We start from the raw sequence: 16,799 nt of genomic DNA, 5'->3' as shown, positions 1-16,799 counted from the left end.
CGTCAATCGCTCTCGTCGTAACGGACGCGGTGGCACAGCGCGGGGACCTCGCCGGAGACGAGCCTGGGCAGCACGTCCGGCAGCTCCTCGAAGGGGGATTCGCCGGTGACGAGTGCGTCGAGCGCGGGGTCGGCGAGCAGGTCCAGGGCGACGGCGAGCCGGTCGGCGTAGGTGCGGTTCGGGCGGGCCGGGGAGACGGTGCCGACCTGGCTGCTGCGGATGACGAGCCGCCGGGAGTGGAAGGCCTCGCCGAGCGGGACGCTGACCCGCCGGTCGCCGTACCAGCTGAGTTCGAGGACGGTCCCCTCGGCGGTGAGGAGTTCCAGGGACCTGGCGAGGCCCTGTTCGGTGGCGCTGGCGTGCACGACGAGGTCGCGGTCCCCGGCGGCGTCCTCGGGGGTGGCGAAGCCGACGCCGAGCGCCTCGGCGATCTTCGCGCGGGACGGGTCGGCGTCGACCAACTGCACGCGGACGCCGGGGAACCGGGCGAGGAGGGCGGCCACCGAGCAGCCGACCATGCCGCCGCCGACCACGGCGATGCGGTCGCCGACCAGGGGCGCCGCGTCCCACAGGGCGTTGACGGCGGTCTCCACGGTCCCGGCGAGCACGGCCCGTTCGGCGGGCACGGTGTCCGGGACGGGGGTGACCGCGGTGGCGGGGACGACGTAGCGCGTCTGGTGCGGGTAGAGGCAGAACACGGTGCGGCCCTTGAGCGCCGCAGGGCCCTCCTCCACCACGCCGACGTTGAGGTAGCCGTACTTCACCGGGCCGGGGAAGTCGCCCTCCTGGAACGGGGCGCGCATGGCCGTGTGCTGGCTGACAGGCACGCCGCCGCGGAAGACGAGGGTCTCGGTGCCGCGGCTCACGCCGGAGAAGAGCGTGCGGACCAGCACCTCGCCCTCGCCGGGCGCCGGCAGGGTGACGTCCCGGATTTCGCCTCGCCCAGGCGAGCCGATCCAGAACGCACGTCCGGTGTGCTTCATCGAAGTCCTCCTGAACGGTCGGGTTGCTGCTTGCGTACCGAGGGGTGCACAGGCCGCGCACAACGTAGCGGCGTTGATCGACTCTGTCACACGGCCGGAGGACGTTCGGTGGCCCTGAACAACACATACGACGCGAGGCTCGTACAGCAGGAGACTGCCCTGGGGGCGGGTGTGCAGGTCCTGCTGCTGGCCCTGATCGGCACGGCGATCGGGATGGGGCCGGCGGGCTGGCTGAGCGGCCTCGCGTTCGCGATCGCCACCTGGGCGGTGCTCTCCCGGGCCCTGCACCGCTCGCGGCTGCGCTCCTTCGGCGCGGCCAACCGGGTCACCCTGGGCCGGGCCACCCTCGTCGGCGGGGTCACGGCCCTGGTCGCCGACTCCTTCCAGAGTTCACCGCCGGTGTCGCTGTTCGTCGGTCTGACGGCGGTGGCGCTGATCCTCGACGGCGTCGACGGCAAGGTCGCCCGCCGCACCGGCACCTCGACCCCGCTGGGGGCGCGCTTCGACATGGAGGTCGACGCGTTCCTGATCCTGGTGCTGAGCGTGTACGTGTCGACGCAACTGGGCCCGTGGGTGCTGCTGATCGGCGGCATGCGCTACGTCTTCGTCGCCGCGGCCAGGGTGTGGCCGTGGCTGACCGCCGCGCTCCCGCCGAGCACCGCCCGCAAGACCGTCGCCGCCCTCCAGGGTGTGCTGCTGCTCCTGGCGGGCGCCGATCTGCTGCCGTACGCGGCCAACTTCGGGGTCGCGGCCCTGGCGTTGGGCCTGCTGGTCTGGTCGTTCGGGCGGGACGTGCTGTGGCTGTACCGGACCTCGCGGGCCGAGGAGCGGGCCACTCCCCGTCAGGTGCGGGAACTGGTCGCGAGCTGACGCCCGGCCGGCCTCGCCGGTCAGGTGCCGAAGCGCCCGCGGGCCGCCTCGATGTGCGGGAGGTACTGGTGGGTCCAGCCGCAGATCGCGTCGACCGTGGCACGCAGGGCGCGGCCCGGTTCGGTGAGCGTGTACTCGACCTTGGGCGGCACGGTGGGGTGCACCTTCCGGTCGACCAGGCCGTTGCGCTCCAGCATCCGCAGGTTCTGCGTGAGCATCTTGTGACTGACGCCCTCGACCTCGTCGCGCAACTCGCTGAAGCGCAGGGTGCGTTCCCCGAGCGCCTCGATGATCAACAGCGCCCACTTGTTGGCCACGTCGGAGAAGATCTCCCGGGCCAGGGAGTCCGCCCGCCGCAGGTCCGCGTTCTCGGGCAGGTCTCTCAACTGCTTGGTCACCATCTGGTTCCCCAGTCACCGAAAAGTGCGTTCTTCCAGGTCGGCGGTCACTCTCCTACGGTTTCCGAGTAACCACAAGAGAGCACGGGCCGGTTCCCGCGGTCCGTGCCCGACGGAAGGAACACGCGCCATGACCACGCTCGATGTCTACGACCACGGCATACCGGCCGAGGGCCACTTCGGCTACGCCCAGGCGATCAGGTCCGGTGACCTGGTCCATGTCTCGGGGCAGCTCTCGTTCGACGAGGCGGGCGCCTTCGACCCCGAGGACGACGTCGCCGCCCAGCTCGACCGGACCTACGTCAACCTCGACAGGGTCCTGGCCCACTACGGCGCCACCCGCAACCAGATCGTCTCCCAGACGCTGTACGTGGTGGACCTCGTGCGGAACGCCGAGGTGGTCGCGCAGGGCAACCGGGCGTACTTCGGCGCCCACCGTCCGGTCAGCACGGCCCTCGGTGTCACCGAACTGACCTTCCCCGGGCAGCTCGTCGAGATCAGCTGCGTGATCGACACGAGGCTGCCCGCCTGAACGGGCCCGTCAGCGACGCGTTCCGGTGCCCACCAGGGCCCGCTCGTAGGGGTCGAGCACCACGCCCCGGACCTTGGTGGAGACGCCGGCGATGATCTGCTGGTGGGCCAGCGGCACGACCGCGTCCGTGCCGAGGATCGCGGCCTCGGCGGCCATGGCGGCGTCCTGCCGCTCACCGGTGCCGTCGGTCCTGACGGCCTCGGCGACGGCCCGGTCGACCTTCTTGTCGCACAGTCGGGCCAGGTTGTAGCCGCCGTCGCAGGTGTAGTCGCTGCCGAGTACACCGACGGGGTCGCCGGTGTCCAGGAGGCTGTTGCGGGCGCCGATGAACGCGTCGAACTTCCCGGCGAGCGCGTCGCTCTCCAGCCGTGAGTACTCGCGCACCTCCAGCTTCACCGTGAAGCCCGCCTTCCGGAGCTGCTGTTGCACGACCTGGGCGACCTCGGGGAGTTCGGGCCGGTTGTCGTAGGTGGCGAGGGTGATCGACGCCCCGTCGGGCCGGGCGGCCTTCGCGCGCCCGGCCGGCTTCACGCGCTTGCTCTCGGCCCAGGTGACGGCGGGTCCGAAGATACCGGCGCCCGGGTCGGCGTAGCCCTCGAAGACACCCTTGACGAGGGCGGAGGAGTCGATCGCCGTGCGGGCGGCGGCGCGCAGCGCCGGGTCCTTAAAGGGCCCGGTCCGCGTGTTGAGCTGAAGGCTGGTGGTCCGGGTGGTGCCGGCTTCCTGGAGGGTGGACTTGTCGAGCGTGGTGGCCTGGGCGGCGGGGATCGCCTCGGCTATGTCGACGTCACCGGTGCGGACGGCGTTGGCGCGTGCGGTGCCGTCCTTGACGAAGCGCGCGTCGATGCCGGAGGCGTGGGCGAGGCCGCCCCAGTAGTCGTCATAGCGGTCGAGCGTGGCGGAACCGCCGCCGTTGACCTTGGTGATCTCGAAGGGCCCGGTGGCGGTGCCGAGGGGTGTGGGGGCGCCCGGGCGCTCGCCCTTCTTGCCGTACGCCTTCGGGGAGAGGATCGCCAGGCTCGGACCGGCCAGGCGCATGGGCAGGACGGGGTCGGGCGCGGCGGTGGTGACGCGGACGCCGCTGTCGCCGTCGGGCTCGGCGCTGAGGGTGACTCCGGCGAGGGCGGTGGGAGCGGGCCGGACCTTCGTGGCGTGGGTGAGCGCGGCGGCCACGGCGGCGGGGGTGACGTCCGTGCCGTCCTGGAAGGTGGCCTCGCGCAGGGTGAACCGCCACGTGCGGTCGTCCTCCCGGCGCCAGGACCGGGCGAGCGCGGGGGCCGCGGCGCCGTTGGCGTCCAGGGCGGTCAGCCCCTCGGTGACGCCGAGCCGGCTGAGCAGCGTGGCGTCGGCTCCGTACGGCGAGAAGTTCTCGGCGGGCGGGAAGGCGAGGGCGACGCGCAGCCGCGGCCCCGACGGCCCGCCACCCGACGACGGCCCCGCGCCGGGAGAGGCGAAGCAGCCGGTCAGACACGGCACGAGGGCAAGGGCGGCGAGGAACCGGAGGCGGCTCTTGATGCTCTGATGACGCACTTGCACAGCATAGGCATCAAGCAGAACACGCCGTTCAACCGGGTGACCCACCCGAAGGGACCACCAAATCCCATACGGAGTAGGCGATTTGACACCGACAAGGAGCACTCCCTACACCTAAGTACATGACATCCATTTTCAAAACGGTGGAGCGGCCGTGAGGATCGCGTTCGTCGGCAAGGGCGGCAGCGGCAAGACCACCCTGTCCGCGCTCTTCTCCCGCCACCTGGCGCGCTCCGGCGCCCCGGTCCTCGCCATCGACGGCGACATCAACCAGCACCTGGCCGAGGCGCTCGGCGGCGAAGAGGTGTCCGCGCCTCCCCTGGGCACCCACCTGTCCGAGATCAAGAAATTCCTACGGGGCGACAACCCCCGCATCCCCTCCCCCGAGGCGATGATCAAGACGACCCCGCCCGGCCGCGGTTCACGCCTCCTCCGTCCGCTCGGTGACGACGACCTGCACGGGCGGCACGTCGGCCGGGCCGGCGGCGTCCCCCTCATGGTGACGGGCGAGTTCGACGAGTCCGACCTGGGCGTGGCTTGCTACCACTCCAAGCTGGGTGCGGTGGAGCTGTATCTGAGCCACCTGCTGGACGGCCCCGGCGAGTACGTCGTGGTCGACATGACGGCGGGCGCCGACGCCTTCGCCTCGGGCCTGTTCACCCGCTTCGACATCACGTTCCTCGTCGCGGAACCCACCCGCAAGGGGGTCTCGGTCTACCGTCAGTACCGCGACCACGCCGAACAGTTCGGGATCCGCATCGCCGTGGTCGGCAACAAGGTGACCTGCGAGGACGATCTGCTCTTCCTCAAGGAGCAGGTGGGCGACGACCTGTTGACCCACCTGGTGCACTCCCCCTGGGTCCGCGCGGCCGAGCAGGGCCGCACGGAGGCCGGACCGGCTGCCCTGAACTCCCTGGAGCCGCACAACCGCCACGCCCTGACGGTCCTGCGCGAGGCGGTCGACTCCCACGTGCGCGACTGGGACCGCCTCCACCGCCACGCGGTCGAGTTCCACCTGCGCAACGTCCGGGCCTGGGCGGATGCCCGGACGGGGGAGGATCTGGCGGCGCAGGTGGACCCGGACTATGTGCCGGGCGGGCCGGCGAACGCCTGATCCGGGGAGGCCGACAACGCCGTCACGAACGCCTCCGGCCCGTCCCGCCACGGAAAGTGCCCCGCTCCGCTCTGCACGGTGAGCTCGGCGTGCGGAAACAGGCCCGCGTACTCCTTCATCACGCGCACCGGCGCGGCCACGTCGTACTCCCCGGTGAGAACGAGGACCGGCGCGGTGAACGCGGCGAGGGCGGCACGCGTGCCCTCGGGCTCGAAGGCACCCTCCGAGGCATACAGGGCCGCTGCCTCGTCGTTGCGCTGCTGCTGCTCCGCCACACGGAACTCCCGTGCCTCGTCGTCCCACCGGCCGAACCAGAACGGGGCGACAGCGTCCCAGTCGGTGGGCGCCGCGCGGCCGGAGGTGACGGCCTCCAACGCCGCGTACGCCGGGGCGAACCACGGTTCGCCCCCGCGCAGACGGGCCGTCTCCAGCCGGTCCTCGGCAGTGACGGCGAGGCCGACGGCGAAGACGCTGGGTGTGACGAGCACGAGCCGCCCCAGCCGCTCCGGATGCCGGGCCGCGTACAGCACGGCCAGGTTCGCCCCGGCGGAGTGCCCGAGCAGATCGACCCGCTCCAGGCCCAACTCCACACGCAGCGCCTCGACGTCGCCGACCTGCCGGTCACAGCGGTACGACGCCGGGTCCCGCGGCACCGTGGAGTGGCCCGTGCCCCGGAGGTCCAGCCGGATCAGGGTGCGGTGGGCCGTGAGACCGCCCAGGTCCCCCAGGTAGACGGAGTCCTGCATGGGGCCGCCCGGGAGACAGAGCAAGGGCGGGCCTTCTCCGGTCACGTGGTAGGTGAGTACCGTGCCGTCGGGAGCGGAGAAGGTGGGCATGGGCGCGACCTTGTCAGGAGGTGGCGTTTTGTACAACGGGATTTCCACCGCCGGAGTCCGGTGACGGTGGCCCCCGGCTACTCGATCCCTGTGGCATCGAGTAGCCGGACCACGTCCTTGCGCCCGTACCCGAGCAGTCGGGCGCGATCAGCGGCCATCAGTACCAAGTGCGCGACGATCTTCGCCGCGTATCCGTCCTTGTTGTCCGCGTCGAACCACTCCTGGGGCTTCTCGACACCCAGGCTGTTCATCACCAGCCCGTGCTCTCGGCGGACCTCCGCGACGGTACCGGCGACCGCGTCCAGGAGCGTCTTCCCCGGCCGCTCGCACTCCAGGGCGAAGTCACCCCAGTCGACCGGCACACACCCCTCCGGCGGACGTGCCCGCAGCCCCGCATACCTCTCGTCCCCGAACCCGGAGGCCCGGAACTCGTCGTGCACCAGAGAGAACCGATGGAACCCGGGCGGGACCGGAGGCGGTGGAGGCGTGTACCCCCACCCGGCGTCCTCGTACAAATGCCGCTTTACCTCTTCCTCTTCGGCATGCGTCACGGTGAAGCCGTTGGCCTCGTTGCGCCCGGTCGTCGTGCCGTCGGGGTTGCGGTGGAAGTGCAGGCCCATGGTGTGCTCCCGCTGCCGTGATGTCGATGGACGAGAAGCCCCCGTCACCAGCTCGAACGGCCCGCGAAGCCGACCCGTGCCCGTTCTCCGAAGCCTCACCCGATCGCGTGAAAACAGGCGGCGTGGGAACTGGCGACGTCAGCGGGCTCGGGCGTTGTTACGCTCCTCCGGTGAGGATTCCGGACCCCGCAGAGATCAAGGCGCTGCACGAGAAGTACGCGCCCACCGCCGAGGCATTCACCCTCGTCCACACGCACTGCGAGATCGTCTGGGCAATCGCCGAGCAGCTCCTGTCGGCGCCCCACCTCGCTCACCTCGACGCCGACCTGGTCCGCGCCGGCTGCCTCCTCCACGACATCGGCGTCTACCGCCTCTACGACACCGAGGGGCGCCTGGACCACCCGAACTACATCCGGCACGGCCTGCTCGGCCACGAGATCCTCGCAGCGGAGGGCTTCCCCGAAACCCTCCGCCGCTTCTGCTCCCACCACACCGGAGTGGGACTCACGCGGCAGGACATCACGAGTCAGGGGCTGCCCCTCCCTCCCGCCGACTACATGGCGGTGACGCAGGAGGAGAGGCTGGTGATGTACGCGGACAAGTTCCACACCAAGTCCCGGCCCTCGGCGTTCCTCTCCCCCGACGCATACGCCGCCCACATCCGCCGCTTCGGCGCGGACAAGGTGACCGCCTTCGAGGCACTGCGCGCGGAGTTCGGCGACCCGGACCTCAGCGGGCCGGTGCCGGGCTTCGGGACGGAGGAAGACGCGACGGCTGCCGCGGTTCGGGGGTGACGGGCCGCATGGCCGGAAGGCCGTGGCGGCAGGTTCCTGAACGGCGGTCGCCTTGTCAATGGCGTCACGGCAGCCGTCGAGTTCGCTGCGGTCGTTGTTGAGCTTTTCATCGTGCAGTTAGTCGGCGAAGCTCCAGAACAGGCCGACCTCGGTGTCTGAGACGATGACGAGGCCGCAGTCCTCCATGAAAACGCCCAGCGGACTGTACTCAAAGCTCTCCAGCGTGAAGTCGATGGTGCCGGGCGCGCTGCCGTGCTTGCTGACGTTGGTGCGATAAGTGGCCTCATCCCCGTAACGAGCGAGGATCGTGCGCGCCATCGCCCGTAGTTCGTCCGGGGATTCGGTGAAGTACTGGAGATTGGACAGGGTGCAGCCCGTTTCCGTGAGGGCCAGGAGCAGGTTCTCGGCACTGTCCCGGTCGATCTCCTTGAGGCGCGGCGCGACGAATTCCGGGGGGTGGACGGCGAAGGGCCAGGTGGGGTTCCCCACGCGCTCTGGGGCCTGCGCCTCGTCATCGACGCTGGCCCAACCCCGGGGGTCCGGTACGGCCCGGGCCATCAGCGCGAGAACGTCGAGGACCCAGTCCTCATGGCGGCGCGGGCCCGTGGCAATGTACGCGACCGCATCCCTGTACAAGTGGCGTACCGCGGTGTCCCAGGAATTCTGGTCGACGGACATGTGGTGCTGACCTTTCTCGGTGGGGCTAGGGCTTGGAGGGCATGGACGTCATGACGGTGAACGGCGGGGTGCGGCTGCTGTCGTACCGGATCCGCGTGTCGATGCCGGTGACGTCGTACGCCTTGGCGTTCACCCCACCCCCGCCGGGGCCAAGCCGTTGCGCGACAGCTACCGCACCAGCACAGCGCCAACCGCATTCTGGTCCCGTCGCCCGGCGTCAGCACCGAGGCCGGCCTTGCCGGCACAGCGATCGGCCAGCGGTTACCGGGGGGCCCAACCAGAAGAGGGGTGGCTGACCAGAGCAGTCTCATGAAAGCAACCTCCCTGCTGTCCGGACCCATTGCCCCTCAGGAACAGGACCCAGCCATGATTGACGCTCTTGCGCGTCTGCTCGAAATCGCCCCAGCGCCGAGCGAGCCCCGCCTGAAGGACTGGGACGAGGTCGAGCGCAGCCTTGAGGCCGAACTACCCGCCGACTACAAGGAGCTCATCCACGTCTACGGAGGCAGCAACTGGGACGACTATCTGTACGTCCTGGAGCCCGGTTGCCCCAACGAGAACTACGACCTCCTCGAATGGGCAAAGAACCAGGCCGAATACCTGGAAGACCTCTGGGAATTCGAGAAGAAGCCGACGGAACTGAAGGTCGATGGGTCCGGGGTCATCCCATGGGCAACCACGGACAACGGAGAATGCCTCTACTGGCTTGTCCGGCCGCGCCACAACTCGGAGCAGTGGACCGTCATGGTGAACGAGGCGCGCGGCGACCGATGGGAGCATTTCTCCGTGTCCTGCACGCAATTCCTCGCATCCTCCCTTGATGGAGAGCTGCAGTCGAGCATTCTCTCGACCTTGTTCCCCCGTGCTGCACATGAGTTCCGTCAGCTCGGTGCTGTATGACGATGCTGCGCGGGGCCGTCCAGAGAGCCGGGCCCTCCAAGATCTTCATAAGCGTTGATCGGTGAGATGGCCGACGTCCGGCAGGTGGCCCGGGGAAGGGCAGCCGGCGGGCAGGTGCCTTCGCCATCGCCGGGCAGCGGTGTACCGTCCATGGCGCGCGGCCGGGGTCCGGATCGACGAGGCGGATACCGATGTCCGAGGTGGGCGTTATGTTTGCTCCCTGATCGTCACTGTGCCCTCGCCGGCTGTCACGGCGCGGTGCACCCGTCGGTCCCGTCAGCCGCTCTGCCCGAAAGGTCCTCGCGAAGCCCACCCTGGCCGCCGCGCAGCTCCGCGGCAGTCTCACGCAGTACCTCACGACGACGTACGCGCTGGCCGACAAGGACACGCGGCTCGCGCTGGAGCGGTTCCTCGGGGATCCGGAGACGGGCATCTTCCGGGGGCCGTACCTGCGGATCAGGACTTCGTTCCATCCGGCCGACGACAGGTGGCGCTCGGCGCTGGAGTGGCAGCCGTCGTTCGCACCGTGGCGGCATCAGGCGAAGGCGTGGGAGCGGCTGAGCACCTACAAGGGGACGGCCGAGCCCACCCTCGTGACGACCGGCATCGGGTCCGGCAAGACCGAGTCGTTCATGATCCCCGTGCTCGACCACCGCCGGCGGCAGAACGTGCGAGTGATCTACGGCACATACGACAACTGCCGTCGCCGCCCACCGCCTTGTGCACAGAAGTCGAGATGAATGCACAGGTCTCGTCGTCGCACCGCAACCCTGGGCCGCCGGAACCCGGGCATGGGTTCCGGCGGCCCAGCTTCTCAGGCCGCCTTGCGCACCTGCCTCCGATGGGCCCGGACCACATCGGCGTACCGGTACCCCGCCCCCTTGATCGTGCGCTTCTGCGTCGCGTAGTCGACGTGCACGAGCCCGAACCGCTTCTCGTAGCCGTACGCCCACTCGAAGTTGTCCAGCAGCGACCAGGCGAAGTAGCCCGCCAGCGGCGCGCCCTTGCGGGCGGCGGAGGCGCAGGCGGCGAGGTGACCCAGCAGGTACTCCTGCCGCTCGGGGTCGTCGACCGTGCCGTCGGGGCGGACGACGTCGGGGTAGGCCGAGCCGTTCTCCGTGACGTACAGGCGACGGGCCCCGTAGTCGTCGGTGAGCCGCAGAAGCAGTGACTCGATGCCGCTCGCGTCGATGCCCCAGTCCATGCCGGTGCGCGGGACGCCCTCACGGCGTACGGCCCGTGCGTACGGCGCGGGGCCGTACGGGTCGTCGGCGACGGTCTGCGGGAAGTAGTAGTTCAGGCCCAGCCAGTCCAGCGGGGCGGCGATGGCCGCCGAGTCGCCGGGGCGTTCCGGGAGTTCGACGCCGTAGAGCTCACGCATGTCCGCCGGGAAGCCCCGGCCGTGCACCGGGTCGAGCCACCAGCGGTTGGTGTGGCCGTCCATGCGGCGGGCGGCGGCGAGATCCTCGGGGCGGTCGGTCGCGGGGTGAATGGTGGAGAGGTTGTTGACGATACCGAGCTGCGCTCCCGGGGCCGCCGCGCGGATGGCCCGGGCCGCCAGCCCGTGGCCGAGCAGCAGGTGGTAGGAGGCACGGACGGCGGCCGTGAGGTCCGTCAGGCCGGGTGCCATCTTGCCCTCGAGGTGGCCGATCCACGCCGAGCACAGGGGCTCGTTGAGGGTGGCCCAGTGGGAGACGCGGTCGCCCAGGCGCCCTGCGACGACCGAGGCGTACTCCGCGAACGCCGACGCGGTGTCGCGCTCCGGCCAGCCGCCCCGGTCCTGGAGCGCCTGCGGCAGGTCCCAGTGGTAGAGGGTGACGGACGGGGTGATGCCCGCCTCCAGCAGACCGTCGATCAACTCGTCGTAGAAGGCGAGGCCCTTGGCGTTGACGGGGCCGTCGCCGCCCGGGACGACCCGCGGCCAGGCGATGGACAGGCGGTAGGCGTTCACGCCCAGCCGGCGCATCAGGGCGATGTCCTCGCGCCAGCGGTGGTAGTGGTCGCAGGCGACGTCGCCGTGGTCGCCGCCGGCGGTCTTCCCGGGGGTGTGCGAGAACGTGTCCCAGATCGACGGGGAGCGGCCGTCCTCCGCCACGGCTCCCTCGATCTGGTACGCCGAGGTGGCCGTGCCCCACAGGAAGTCGTGCGGGAGTGCGGCGAGGTCGATGGTCACGGAAGTCCTCCCGGATACGGGCGAGTCGGTCACTTGACGGCTCCCGCCGTCAGGCCGGCCACCAGATAGCGCTGGAGCAGCAGGAAGCCCGCGACCACGGGCACGCTGACGACCAGCGAAGCGGCCATGATCTGGTTCCAGTACACGTCGTTGAGGGTCGAGTAGCCCTGGAGGCCGACGGCGAGGGTGCGGGTGGTGTCGTTGGTCATCACCGAGGCGAACAACACCTCGCCCCAGGCGGTCATGAAGGCGTAGACCGCGACGGCGATGATGCCGGGTACGGCCGCCGGGACGACGACCCGGAACAGCGCGCCGAGCGGACCGCAGCCGTCGACCAGGGCCGCCTCGTCCAGGTCGCGCGGCACCGAGTCGAAGTAGCCGATCAGCATCCAGATCGAGAACGGCAGGGAGAAGGTGAGATAGGTGAGGATCAGGCCGCCGCGCGAGCCGAACAGGGCGATGCCCGTCGCGTTGCCGATGTTGACGTAGATCAGGAACAGCGGCAGCAGGAAGAGGATGCCCGGGAACATCTGCGTGGACAGGACGGTGACGGTGAAGACGCGTTTGCCGCGGAAGTCGTAGCGGCTGACCGCGTAGGCCGAGAAGACGGCGATGACCACCGAGCAGACCGTCGCCGCCCCGGCCACGACGAGGGAGTTGACGAAGTAGCGGGCCAGCGGGACCGTCGTCCAGATGTCGATGTACGGGCGGATCGTCAGCTCGCTGGGCAGCCAGCGGAACTTTCCCGTCACGTCCGCCAGGGGCTTCAGCGAGCTGGAGACCATGACGTAGACCGGGACCAGCACGAAGCCCGTCAGCAGCGTCAGGAAGATCCGCCGGGACCACAGGAAGGAACGGGGCGGGGCCATGGGGGACGTGGTCATGGGGCCTTTCTCCGTCCGCCCGAGGTGAGCGCCAGGTATCCGCCCGTGACCAGCAGCAGGAACAGCAGCAGCAGGACGGACATCGCGGAGCCGGTGCCGAAGTTCCAGGTGACGAACGACGCCTGGTAGATGTGCACCGAGATGAGGTCGGCGGCCTCCGGTGCGGTCCTGCCGAACAGCACGAACGGCGTGTTGAAGTCGTTGAACGTCCACAGGAAGAGGACGAGCACCAGGACCTGGTTGACCGGGCGCAGGGACGGCAGGGTGATCCGGCGGATCCGCTGCCAGACACCGGCGCCGTCCAGGGCGGCCGCCTCGTACAGCTCGCCCGGAATGTTCTGCAGGCCCGCCATGACGATGAGGAAGGCGAACGGCCAGCCCTTCCACACCGACACCGTCAGCAGCGCGATGAAGCTGTTGTCGCCGATGAGCCAGAAGGACGGCTTGCCGGTGAGGCCCAGCTGGTCGTGCAGGACGTGGTTCACCAGGCCGTTGTCGTGCTGGAACATGAAGACCCACGTGATGACGGCCGCGTAGACCGGCAGCGCGTACGGCACCAGGAAGAGGGCCCGGAGCAGGCCGCGGCCCCGGAAGGTGTCCTGCATGAAGACCGCCGCGGCCGTGCCGATCAGCCAGCACAGGCCCACCGACAGCAGGGTGAAGGCGATCGTGACGAGGAACGAGTGGAGCAGGGCCTCGCCGACCGGGGCGTCGAAGTCCACCGACACCTTGTAGTTGTCGAGGGCGGACCAGGGGGCGGCGCCCCAGTCGCGGATGTAGAACTGCGTGAGCTCCTTGAAGCTCATGACGATGCCGATCACCATCGGCACCAGGTGGACGAGGAGTTCGAGGAGCAGGGCGGGCAGGAGCAGCAGGTAGGGCAGGCCGGCGCGGTGGATCCGCCCGGTGCGGCGGCGGGGGCCGCGCGCCGCGCCGGGCGGGTTCTCGCGGACCGCCGGCCTCTCGGCCTGCGCAGTGGTGGTCGTCATGTCGCTCAGGCCGCCGGCATCTGCTGCTGGGCCTTCTCCAGGGCCGCCTTCACCGAGCCGGTGGTGACCGGTCGCCCCGCGGCCGCGTCGGCGAACAGGCCCTTGATGGCCGTGCCGACGGCCGTCTCGAACTGTGACTCGTCGGCGACCTGCGGCAGTGCCACGGCGCTCTTCGCCAGGGTGTCCTTCAGGACGCCGTTGGCCGGGGTGGCGAAGGCCGCGTCCGCCTGGGCCGACTTGACGGGCGGGATCGTGCTGTAGGCCTTGTTGAGGATCTTCTGCTCGGCGTCGCTCGTCATGAACTTCACGAACTCGGCGGCGCCGTCGGTGTTGTCGGTGTTCTTGAAGACGGCCAGGTTGATGCCGGCGACCATCGAGTTGACCTGCTTGCCGGTGCCGGGGGTGCCGGACTGCACGGGCACAGGGGCGATGCCGTAGTCGTCCTTGCTCATGCCCTGCGACTCGAGGTTGGCGGACGCGGACTGCCACAGCAGCATCGCCGTCTTCCCCTTGGCGAAGTCGCTGACCGACTGGTTCTGCGCGTACTCGGCGTTGCCCGGCGCGATGACCTTGTCCTTGGCCATCAGATCGACGTACTGCTTGACCGCGGCGACCGTCCCGTCCCCGGTGAAGTCGGCCTTGCCGTCGGCGGTGAAGAAGTCGGCGCCGTGCTGCTTGGCGAAGACGAAGGCGTGGTGGATGTTCTCCGACGGGTTCGAACCCTCCATGCCCAGGGCCCACTTGCCGTCCTTGGACAGCTTCTTGCCGTCGGCGACGAGCTCGTCCCAGGTGGCCGGGGGCTTGGAGATGCCGGCGTCGGCGAACAGCTTCTTGTTGTAGTAGAGCGCGTACGACATCGAGTACAGCGGCACCGCCGCCGGGTCCTTGCCCTCCGCGCCCGTGGAGCCGAGTGCCGAGTCGACGAACCGGTCCCGGCCGCCGATCTTGCCGAAGTTCTCGGCGTCCCACGGCAGCAACGCGCCCGTGGCCTGGAGCGAGGCGCTCCAGGTGTTGCCTATGTTCAGCACGTCCGGGCCCTGGCCGGAGGTGGTGGCGGTGAGGATGCGGTTCAGCAGGTCCGACCAGGGGACGACCTCCAGCTTCACCTTGATGCCGGTCTGCTTCTCGAACGTGTCGAGTTCGGGCTGGAGGACCTGCTTGTCGACCTCGATGCCGGCGCCCTGGTTGGACGCCCAGTAGGTGAGCGTCTTCGGCGAATCGTTCGATCCGCCGCCGGTGGCGGAGCCGCCTCCGCAGGCCGTGGCCGCGAGGGCGAGTGACAGTGTGACGGCGCCTGCCGCCGCGGCTCGGATGCTGCGCATGGCTGCTCCTGGCTCTCTTCCGGGAGTACGGCCCCCTTCCGCAGGGGCGAGCGCCGGGCGGGAAGGGAGGCCGTCATGGCTTAATTTAGGACGTGAGTTAATCCTCGGAAGGCAGTCCCGTCAAGGGTTTGGACACACTCTCGGAAGTCTCGCCGCACCCCTTGACGCATCTGTTCCACGGATGAACCATTCAGCGGCGAGAGAGCGCTCCCCGCACCCCACTCCGTTCACTTCCTGAACCAGGAGAGCCGCCCCATGCACCCTGACTCCCCGTCATCCCGCCTGCCCGCGCCCGGCCGCCGGGCCGTCCTCGGCGCCGCCGCGACCGCGTCCGCGCTCGCCGCGCTGCCCGGCACCGCCTCGGCTGCCCCCGACACACGGAAGACGCCCGTGCGCAGCAAGCCGCGCGCCCTGCCCCGTGGTGGCGACCTCGGCCCGAACGTGCTGGTCTTCGACCCGGCCACCCCGAACATCCAGGGCAGACTCGACGAGATCTTCCGGCAGCAGGAGTCGGCCCAGTTCGGCACCGGCCGCTACCAGCTGCTGTTCAAACCCGGCACCTATCACGGCCTCAACGCGCAGATCGGCTTCTACACCTCGATCTCCGGTCTCGGCCTCTCCCCCGACGACACCACCATCAACGGCGACATCACGGTCGACGCGGGCTGGTTCGACGGCAACGCCACGCAGAACTTCTGGCGTTCGGCGGAGAACCTCGCGGTCGTCCCCGTGAACGGCACCAACCGGTGGGCGGTCTCGCAGGCGGCTCCTTTCCGACGGATGCACGTCCGCGGCAACCTCAACCTCGCCCCGACCGGCTACGGCTGGTCCAGCGGCGGCTACATCGCCGACAGCCGGATCGACGGCCAGGTGCAGCCGTACTCCCAGCAGCAGTGGTACACCCGGGACAGCGCGATCGGCGGCTGGCTCAACGGCGTGTGGAACATGGTGTTCTCCGGTGTCGAGGGCGCCCCCGCGCAGAGCTTCCCGAACCCGCCGTACACCACCCTGGCCACGACGCCGGTCTCCCGCGAGAAGCCGTTCCTGTACCTCAGCGGCAGCGAGTACCGGGTCTTCCTGCCAAAGAAGCGGACCAACGCCCGGGGCGTCACCTGGGGCAACGGCACCCCGCGGGGCACCTCGCTGCCCCTGTCGCGCTTCTACGTCGCCAAGCCCGGCGTCTCGGCGGCCACGCTCAACCAGGCCCTCACCGAGGGACTCCACCTGCTGCTGACGCCGGGGATCTACCACCTCGACCAGCCGGTGCGGGTCGACCGGGCCGGCACGGTGGTGCTGGGTCTGGGATACGCCACGCTCATCCCCGACCACGGCGTCACCGCGCTGAAGGTCGCCGACGTCGACGGCGTACGCCTGGCCGGGTTCCTCGTCGACGCCGGGCCGGTCAACTCCGCCACCCTGCTGGAGATCGGCCCGCCCGGCGCCTCACGGGACCACTCCGCCAACCCGACGACCGTGCAGGACGTGTTCGTCCGCATCGGCGGGGCGGGCCCGGGCAAGGCCACCACCAGCATGGTCGTCAACAGCCGGCACACCATCGTCGACCACACCTGGGTCTGGCGCGCCGACCACGGCGACGGTGTCGGCTGGGAGACCAACCGCGCGGACTACGGCGTCGTCGTCAACGGCCACGACGTGCTGGCGACCGGGCTGTTCGTGGAGCACTTCAACAAGTACGACGTGCAGTGGTTCGGCGAGCGCGGCCGCACGATCTTCTACCAGAACGAGAAGGCCTACGACGCCCCGAACCAGGCCGCGATCCAGAACGGCTCGATCAAGGGCTACGCCGCCTACCGGGTCGGGGACGCCGTCACCACCCACGAGGGCTGGGGCCTGGGCAGCTACTGCTACTACAACGTCGACCCGGGCATCGTGCAGCACCACGGCTTCGCCGCGCCGAACCGGCCCGGGGTGCGCTTCCACGACCTGCTCGTGGTCTCGCTGGGGGGCAACGGGCAGTACGAGCGGGTCATCAATGACACCGGGTCGCCGACGTCGGGGACGTCCACGGTGCCGTCGACGGTGGTGTCGTACCCGTAGCTCGCGGGGTGGGCCTACCGGTAGGTCGCAGGACAGGGCGGACCGGTGGGCCCCTGCCTTCGGGCGGGGAAGGACGGGGCGGACCGGGGGGGACCCTCCCTCGGGCGAGGAAGGA

At 70.0% G+C, this 16,799-nt stretch carries 16 protein-coding genes and 1 pseudogene; 7 read left to right on the top strand and 10 right to left on the bottom strand.

Annotation, left to right across the window (positions count from 1 at the left end):
- Positions 1–2: 2 nt before the first annotated feature.
- Positions 3–983 (bottom strand): zinc-dependent alcohol dehydrogenase, encoded by a 981-nt coding sequence (locus QOL88_RS33135; protein WP_097221921.1) that lies wholly within the window; start codon positions 981–983, stop codon positions 3–5.
- A gap of 108 nt (positions 984–1,091) precedes the next feature.
- Here QOL88_RS33135 and QOL88_RS33130 point away from each other — a divergent pair, with 108 nt between their 5' ends.
- Positions 1,092–1,853 (top strand): CDP-alcohol phosphatidyltransferase family protein, encoded by a 762-nt coding sequence (locus QOL88_RS33130; protein ID WP_097221920.1) that lies wholly within the window; start codon positions 1,092–1,094, stop codon positions 1,851–1,853.
- Positions 1,854–1,873: 20 nt separating this feature from the next.
- Here the strand turns inward: QOL88_RS33130 and QOL88_RS33125 are convergent, their stop codons facing one another.
- Positions 1,874–2,254, bottom strand: a complete 381-nt coding sequence (locus tag QOL88_RS33125) for a winged helix-turn-helix transcriptional regulator (protein WP_097221919.1) — start codon at positions 2,252–2,254, stop codon at positions 1,874–1,876.
- 127 nt (positions 2,255–2,381) lie between these two features.
- On the opposite strand from QOL88_RS33125, the gene QOL88_RS33120 reads away from it, so the two are divergent.
- Positions 2,382–2,783, top strand: coding sequence for a Rid family hydrolase (locus tag QOL88_RS33120; RefSeq protein WP_097221918.1), 402 nt, complete (start codon positions 2,382–2,384; stop codon positions 2,781–2,783).
- Between the two features lie 9 nt (positions 2,784–2,792).
- Here QOL88_RS33120 and QOL88_RS33115 read toward each other — a convergent pair whose 3' ends face one another.
- Positions 2,793–4,319, bottom strand: a complete 1,527-nt coding sequence (locus QOL88_RS33115; RefSeq protein WP_097221917.1) for an ABC transporter substrate-binding protein — start codon at positions 4,317–4,319, stop codon at positions 2,793–2,795.
- 151 nt (positions 4,320–4,470) lie between these two features.
- Here QOL88_RS33115 and QOL88_RS33110 point away from each other — a divergent pair, with 151 nt between their 5' ends.
- The gene (locus QOL88_RS33110) at positions 4,471–5,430 is read left to right on the top strand and encodes an ATP-binding protein (protein WP_097221916.1); all 960 of its coding nucleotides are present in this window, start codon (positions 4,471–4,473) and stop codon (positions 5,428–5,430) included.
- Here QOL88_RS33110 and QOL88_RS33105 read toward each other — a convergent pair.
- Positions 5,400–6,266, bottom strand: coding sequence for an alpha/beta fold hydrolase (locus QOL88_RS33105; RefSeq protein WP_097221915.1), 867 nt, complete (start codon positions 6,264–6,266; stop codon positions 5,400–5,402). The two genes, QOL88_RS33110 and QOL88_RS33105, sit on opposite strands and share 31 nt — an antisense overlap.
- A gap of 77 nt (positions 6,267–6,343) precedes the next feature.
- Positions 6,344–6,886 (bottom strand): hypothetical protein, encoded by a 543-nt coding sequence (locus QOL88_RS33100; RefSeq protein ID WP_097221914.1) that lies wholly within the window; start codon positions 6,884–6,886, stop codon positions 6,344–6,346.
- 170 nt (positions 6,887–7,056) lie between these two features.
- On the opposite strand from QOL88_RS33100, the gene QOL88_RS33095 reads away from it, so the two are divergent.
- Entirely contained in the window at positions 7,057–7,680 is a 624-nt protein-coding gene (locus QOL88_RS33095; RefSeq protein ID WP_097221913.1) for an HD domain-containing protein, read from the top strand.
- A gap of 117 nt (positions 7,681–7,797) precedes the next feature.
- Here QOL88_RS33095 and QOL88_RS33090 read toward each other — a convergent pair whose 3' ends face one another.
- A complete protein-coding gene (locus QOL88_RS33090; protein ID WP_097221912.1) occupies positions 7,798–8,358 on the bottom strand; it encodes a hypothetical protein in 561 nt (186 codons plus the stop codon).
- A 366-nt stretch (positions 8,359–8,724) separates the two neighbouring features.
- Here QOL88_RS33090 and QOL88_RS33085 point away from each other — a divergent pair, with 366 nt between their 5' ends.
- Together QOL88_RS33085 and QOL88_RS39005 are read left to right on the top strand one after the other, a co-directional pair.
- Positions 8,725–9,258, top strand: a complete 534-nt coding sequence (locus tag QOL88_RS33085; protein ID WP_097221911.1) for an SMI1/KNR4 family protein — start codon at positions 8,725–8,727, stop codon at positions 9,256–9,258.
- 245 nt (positions 9,259–9,503) lie between these two features.
- Positions 9,504–9,923 (top strand): annotated as a pseudogene (locus QOL88_RS39005) (hypothetical protein); the annotation flags it as partial.
- A gap of 149 nt (positions 9,924–10,072) precedes the next feature.
- Here the strand turns inward: QOL88_RS39005 and QOL88_RS33080 are convergent.
- The 4 genes from QOL88_RS33080 to QOL88_RS33065 are packed head-to-tail and all read right to left on the bottom strand — an operon-like array spanning position 10,073 to position 14,626.
- Complete coding sequence (locus tag QOL88_RS33080; RefSeq protein ID WP_097221910.1) at positions 10,073–11,431, bottom strand: GH1 family beta-glucosidase; 1,359 nt, start codon at positions 11,429–11,431, stop codon at positions 10,073–10,075.
- Positions 11,432–11,460: 29 nt separating this feature from the next.
- Entirely contained in the window at positions 11,461–12,300 is an 840-nt protein-coding gene (locus tag QOL88_RS33075) for a carbohydrate ABC transporter permease (RefSeq protein WP_097223290.1), read from the bottom strand.
- Between the two features lie 11 nt (positions 12,301–12,311).
- Positions 12,312–13,304: a carbohydrate ABC transporter permease gene (locus QOL88_RS33070; RefSeq protein ID WP_097221909.1), complete on the bottom strand. Its 993-nt coding sequence runs from the start codon at positions 13,302–13,304 to the stop codon at positions 12,312–12,314.
- Between the two features lie 5 nt (positions 13,305–13,309).
- Positions 13,310–14,626, bottom strand: a complete 1,317-nt coding sequence (locus QOL88_RS33065; RefSeq protein WP_097221908.1) for an ABC transporter substrate-binding protein — start codon at positions 14,624–14,626, stop codon at positions 13,310–13,312.
- Between the two features lie 255 nt (positions 14,627–14,881).
- Here QOL88_RS33065 and QOL88_RS33060 point away from each other — a divergent pair, with 255 nt between their 5' ends.
- A complete protein-coding gene (locus QOL88_RS33060) occupies positions 14,882–16,684 on the top strand; it encodes a pectate lyase-like domain-containing protein (RefSeq protein ID WP_097221907.1) in 1,803 nt (600 codons plus the stop codon).
- The last annotated feature ends 115 nt before the right edge of the window (positions 16,685–16,799 follow it).

This window comes from Streptomyces sp. Ag82_O1-12 (assembly GCF_900182715.1).
Lineage (GTDB): Bacteria > Actinomycetota > Actinomycetes > Streptomycetales > Streptomycetaceae > Streptomyces > Streptomyces massasporeus.
Note: the sequence above shows the minus strand (reverse complement) of the source record. Positions and strands in the feature narration are given on the sequence as shown.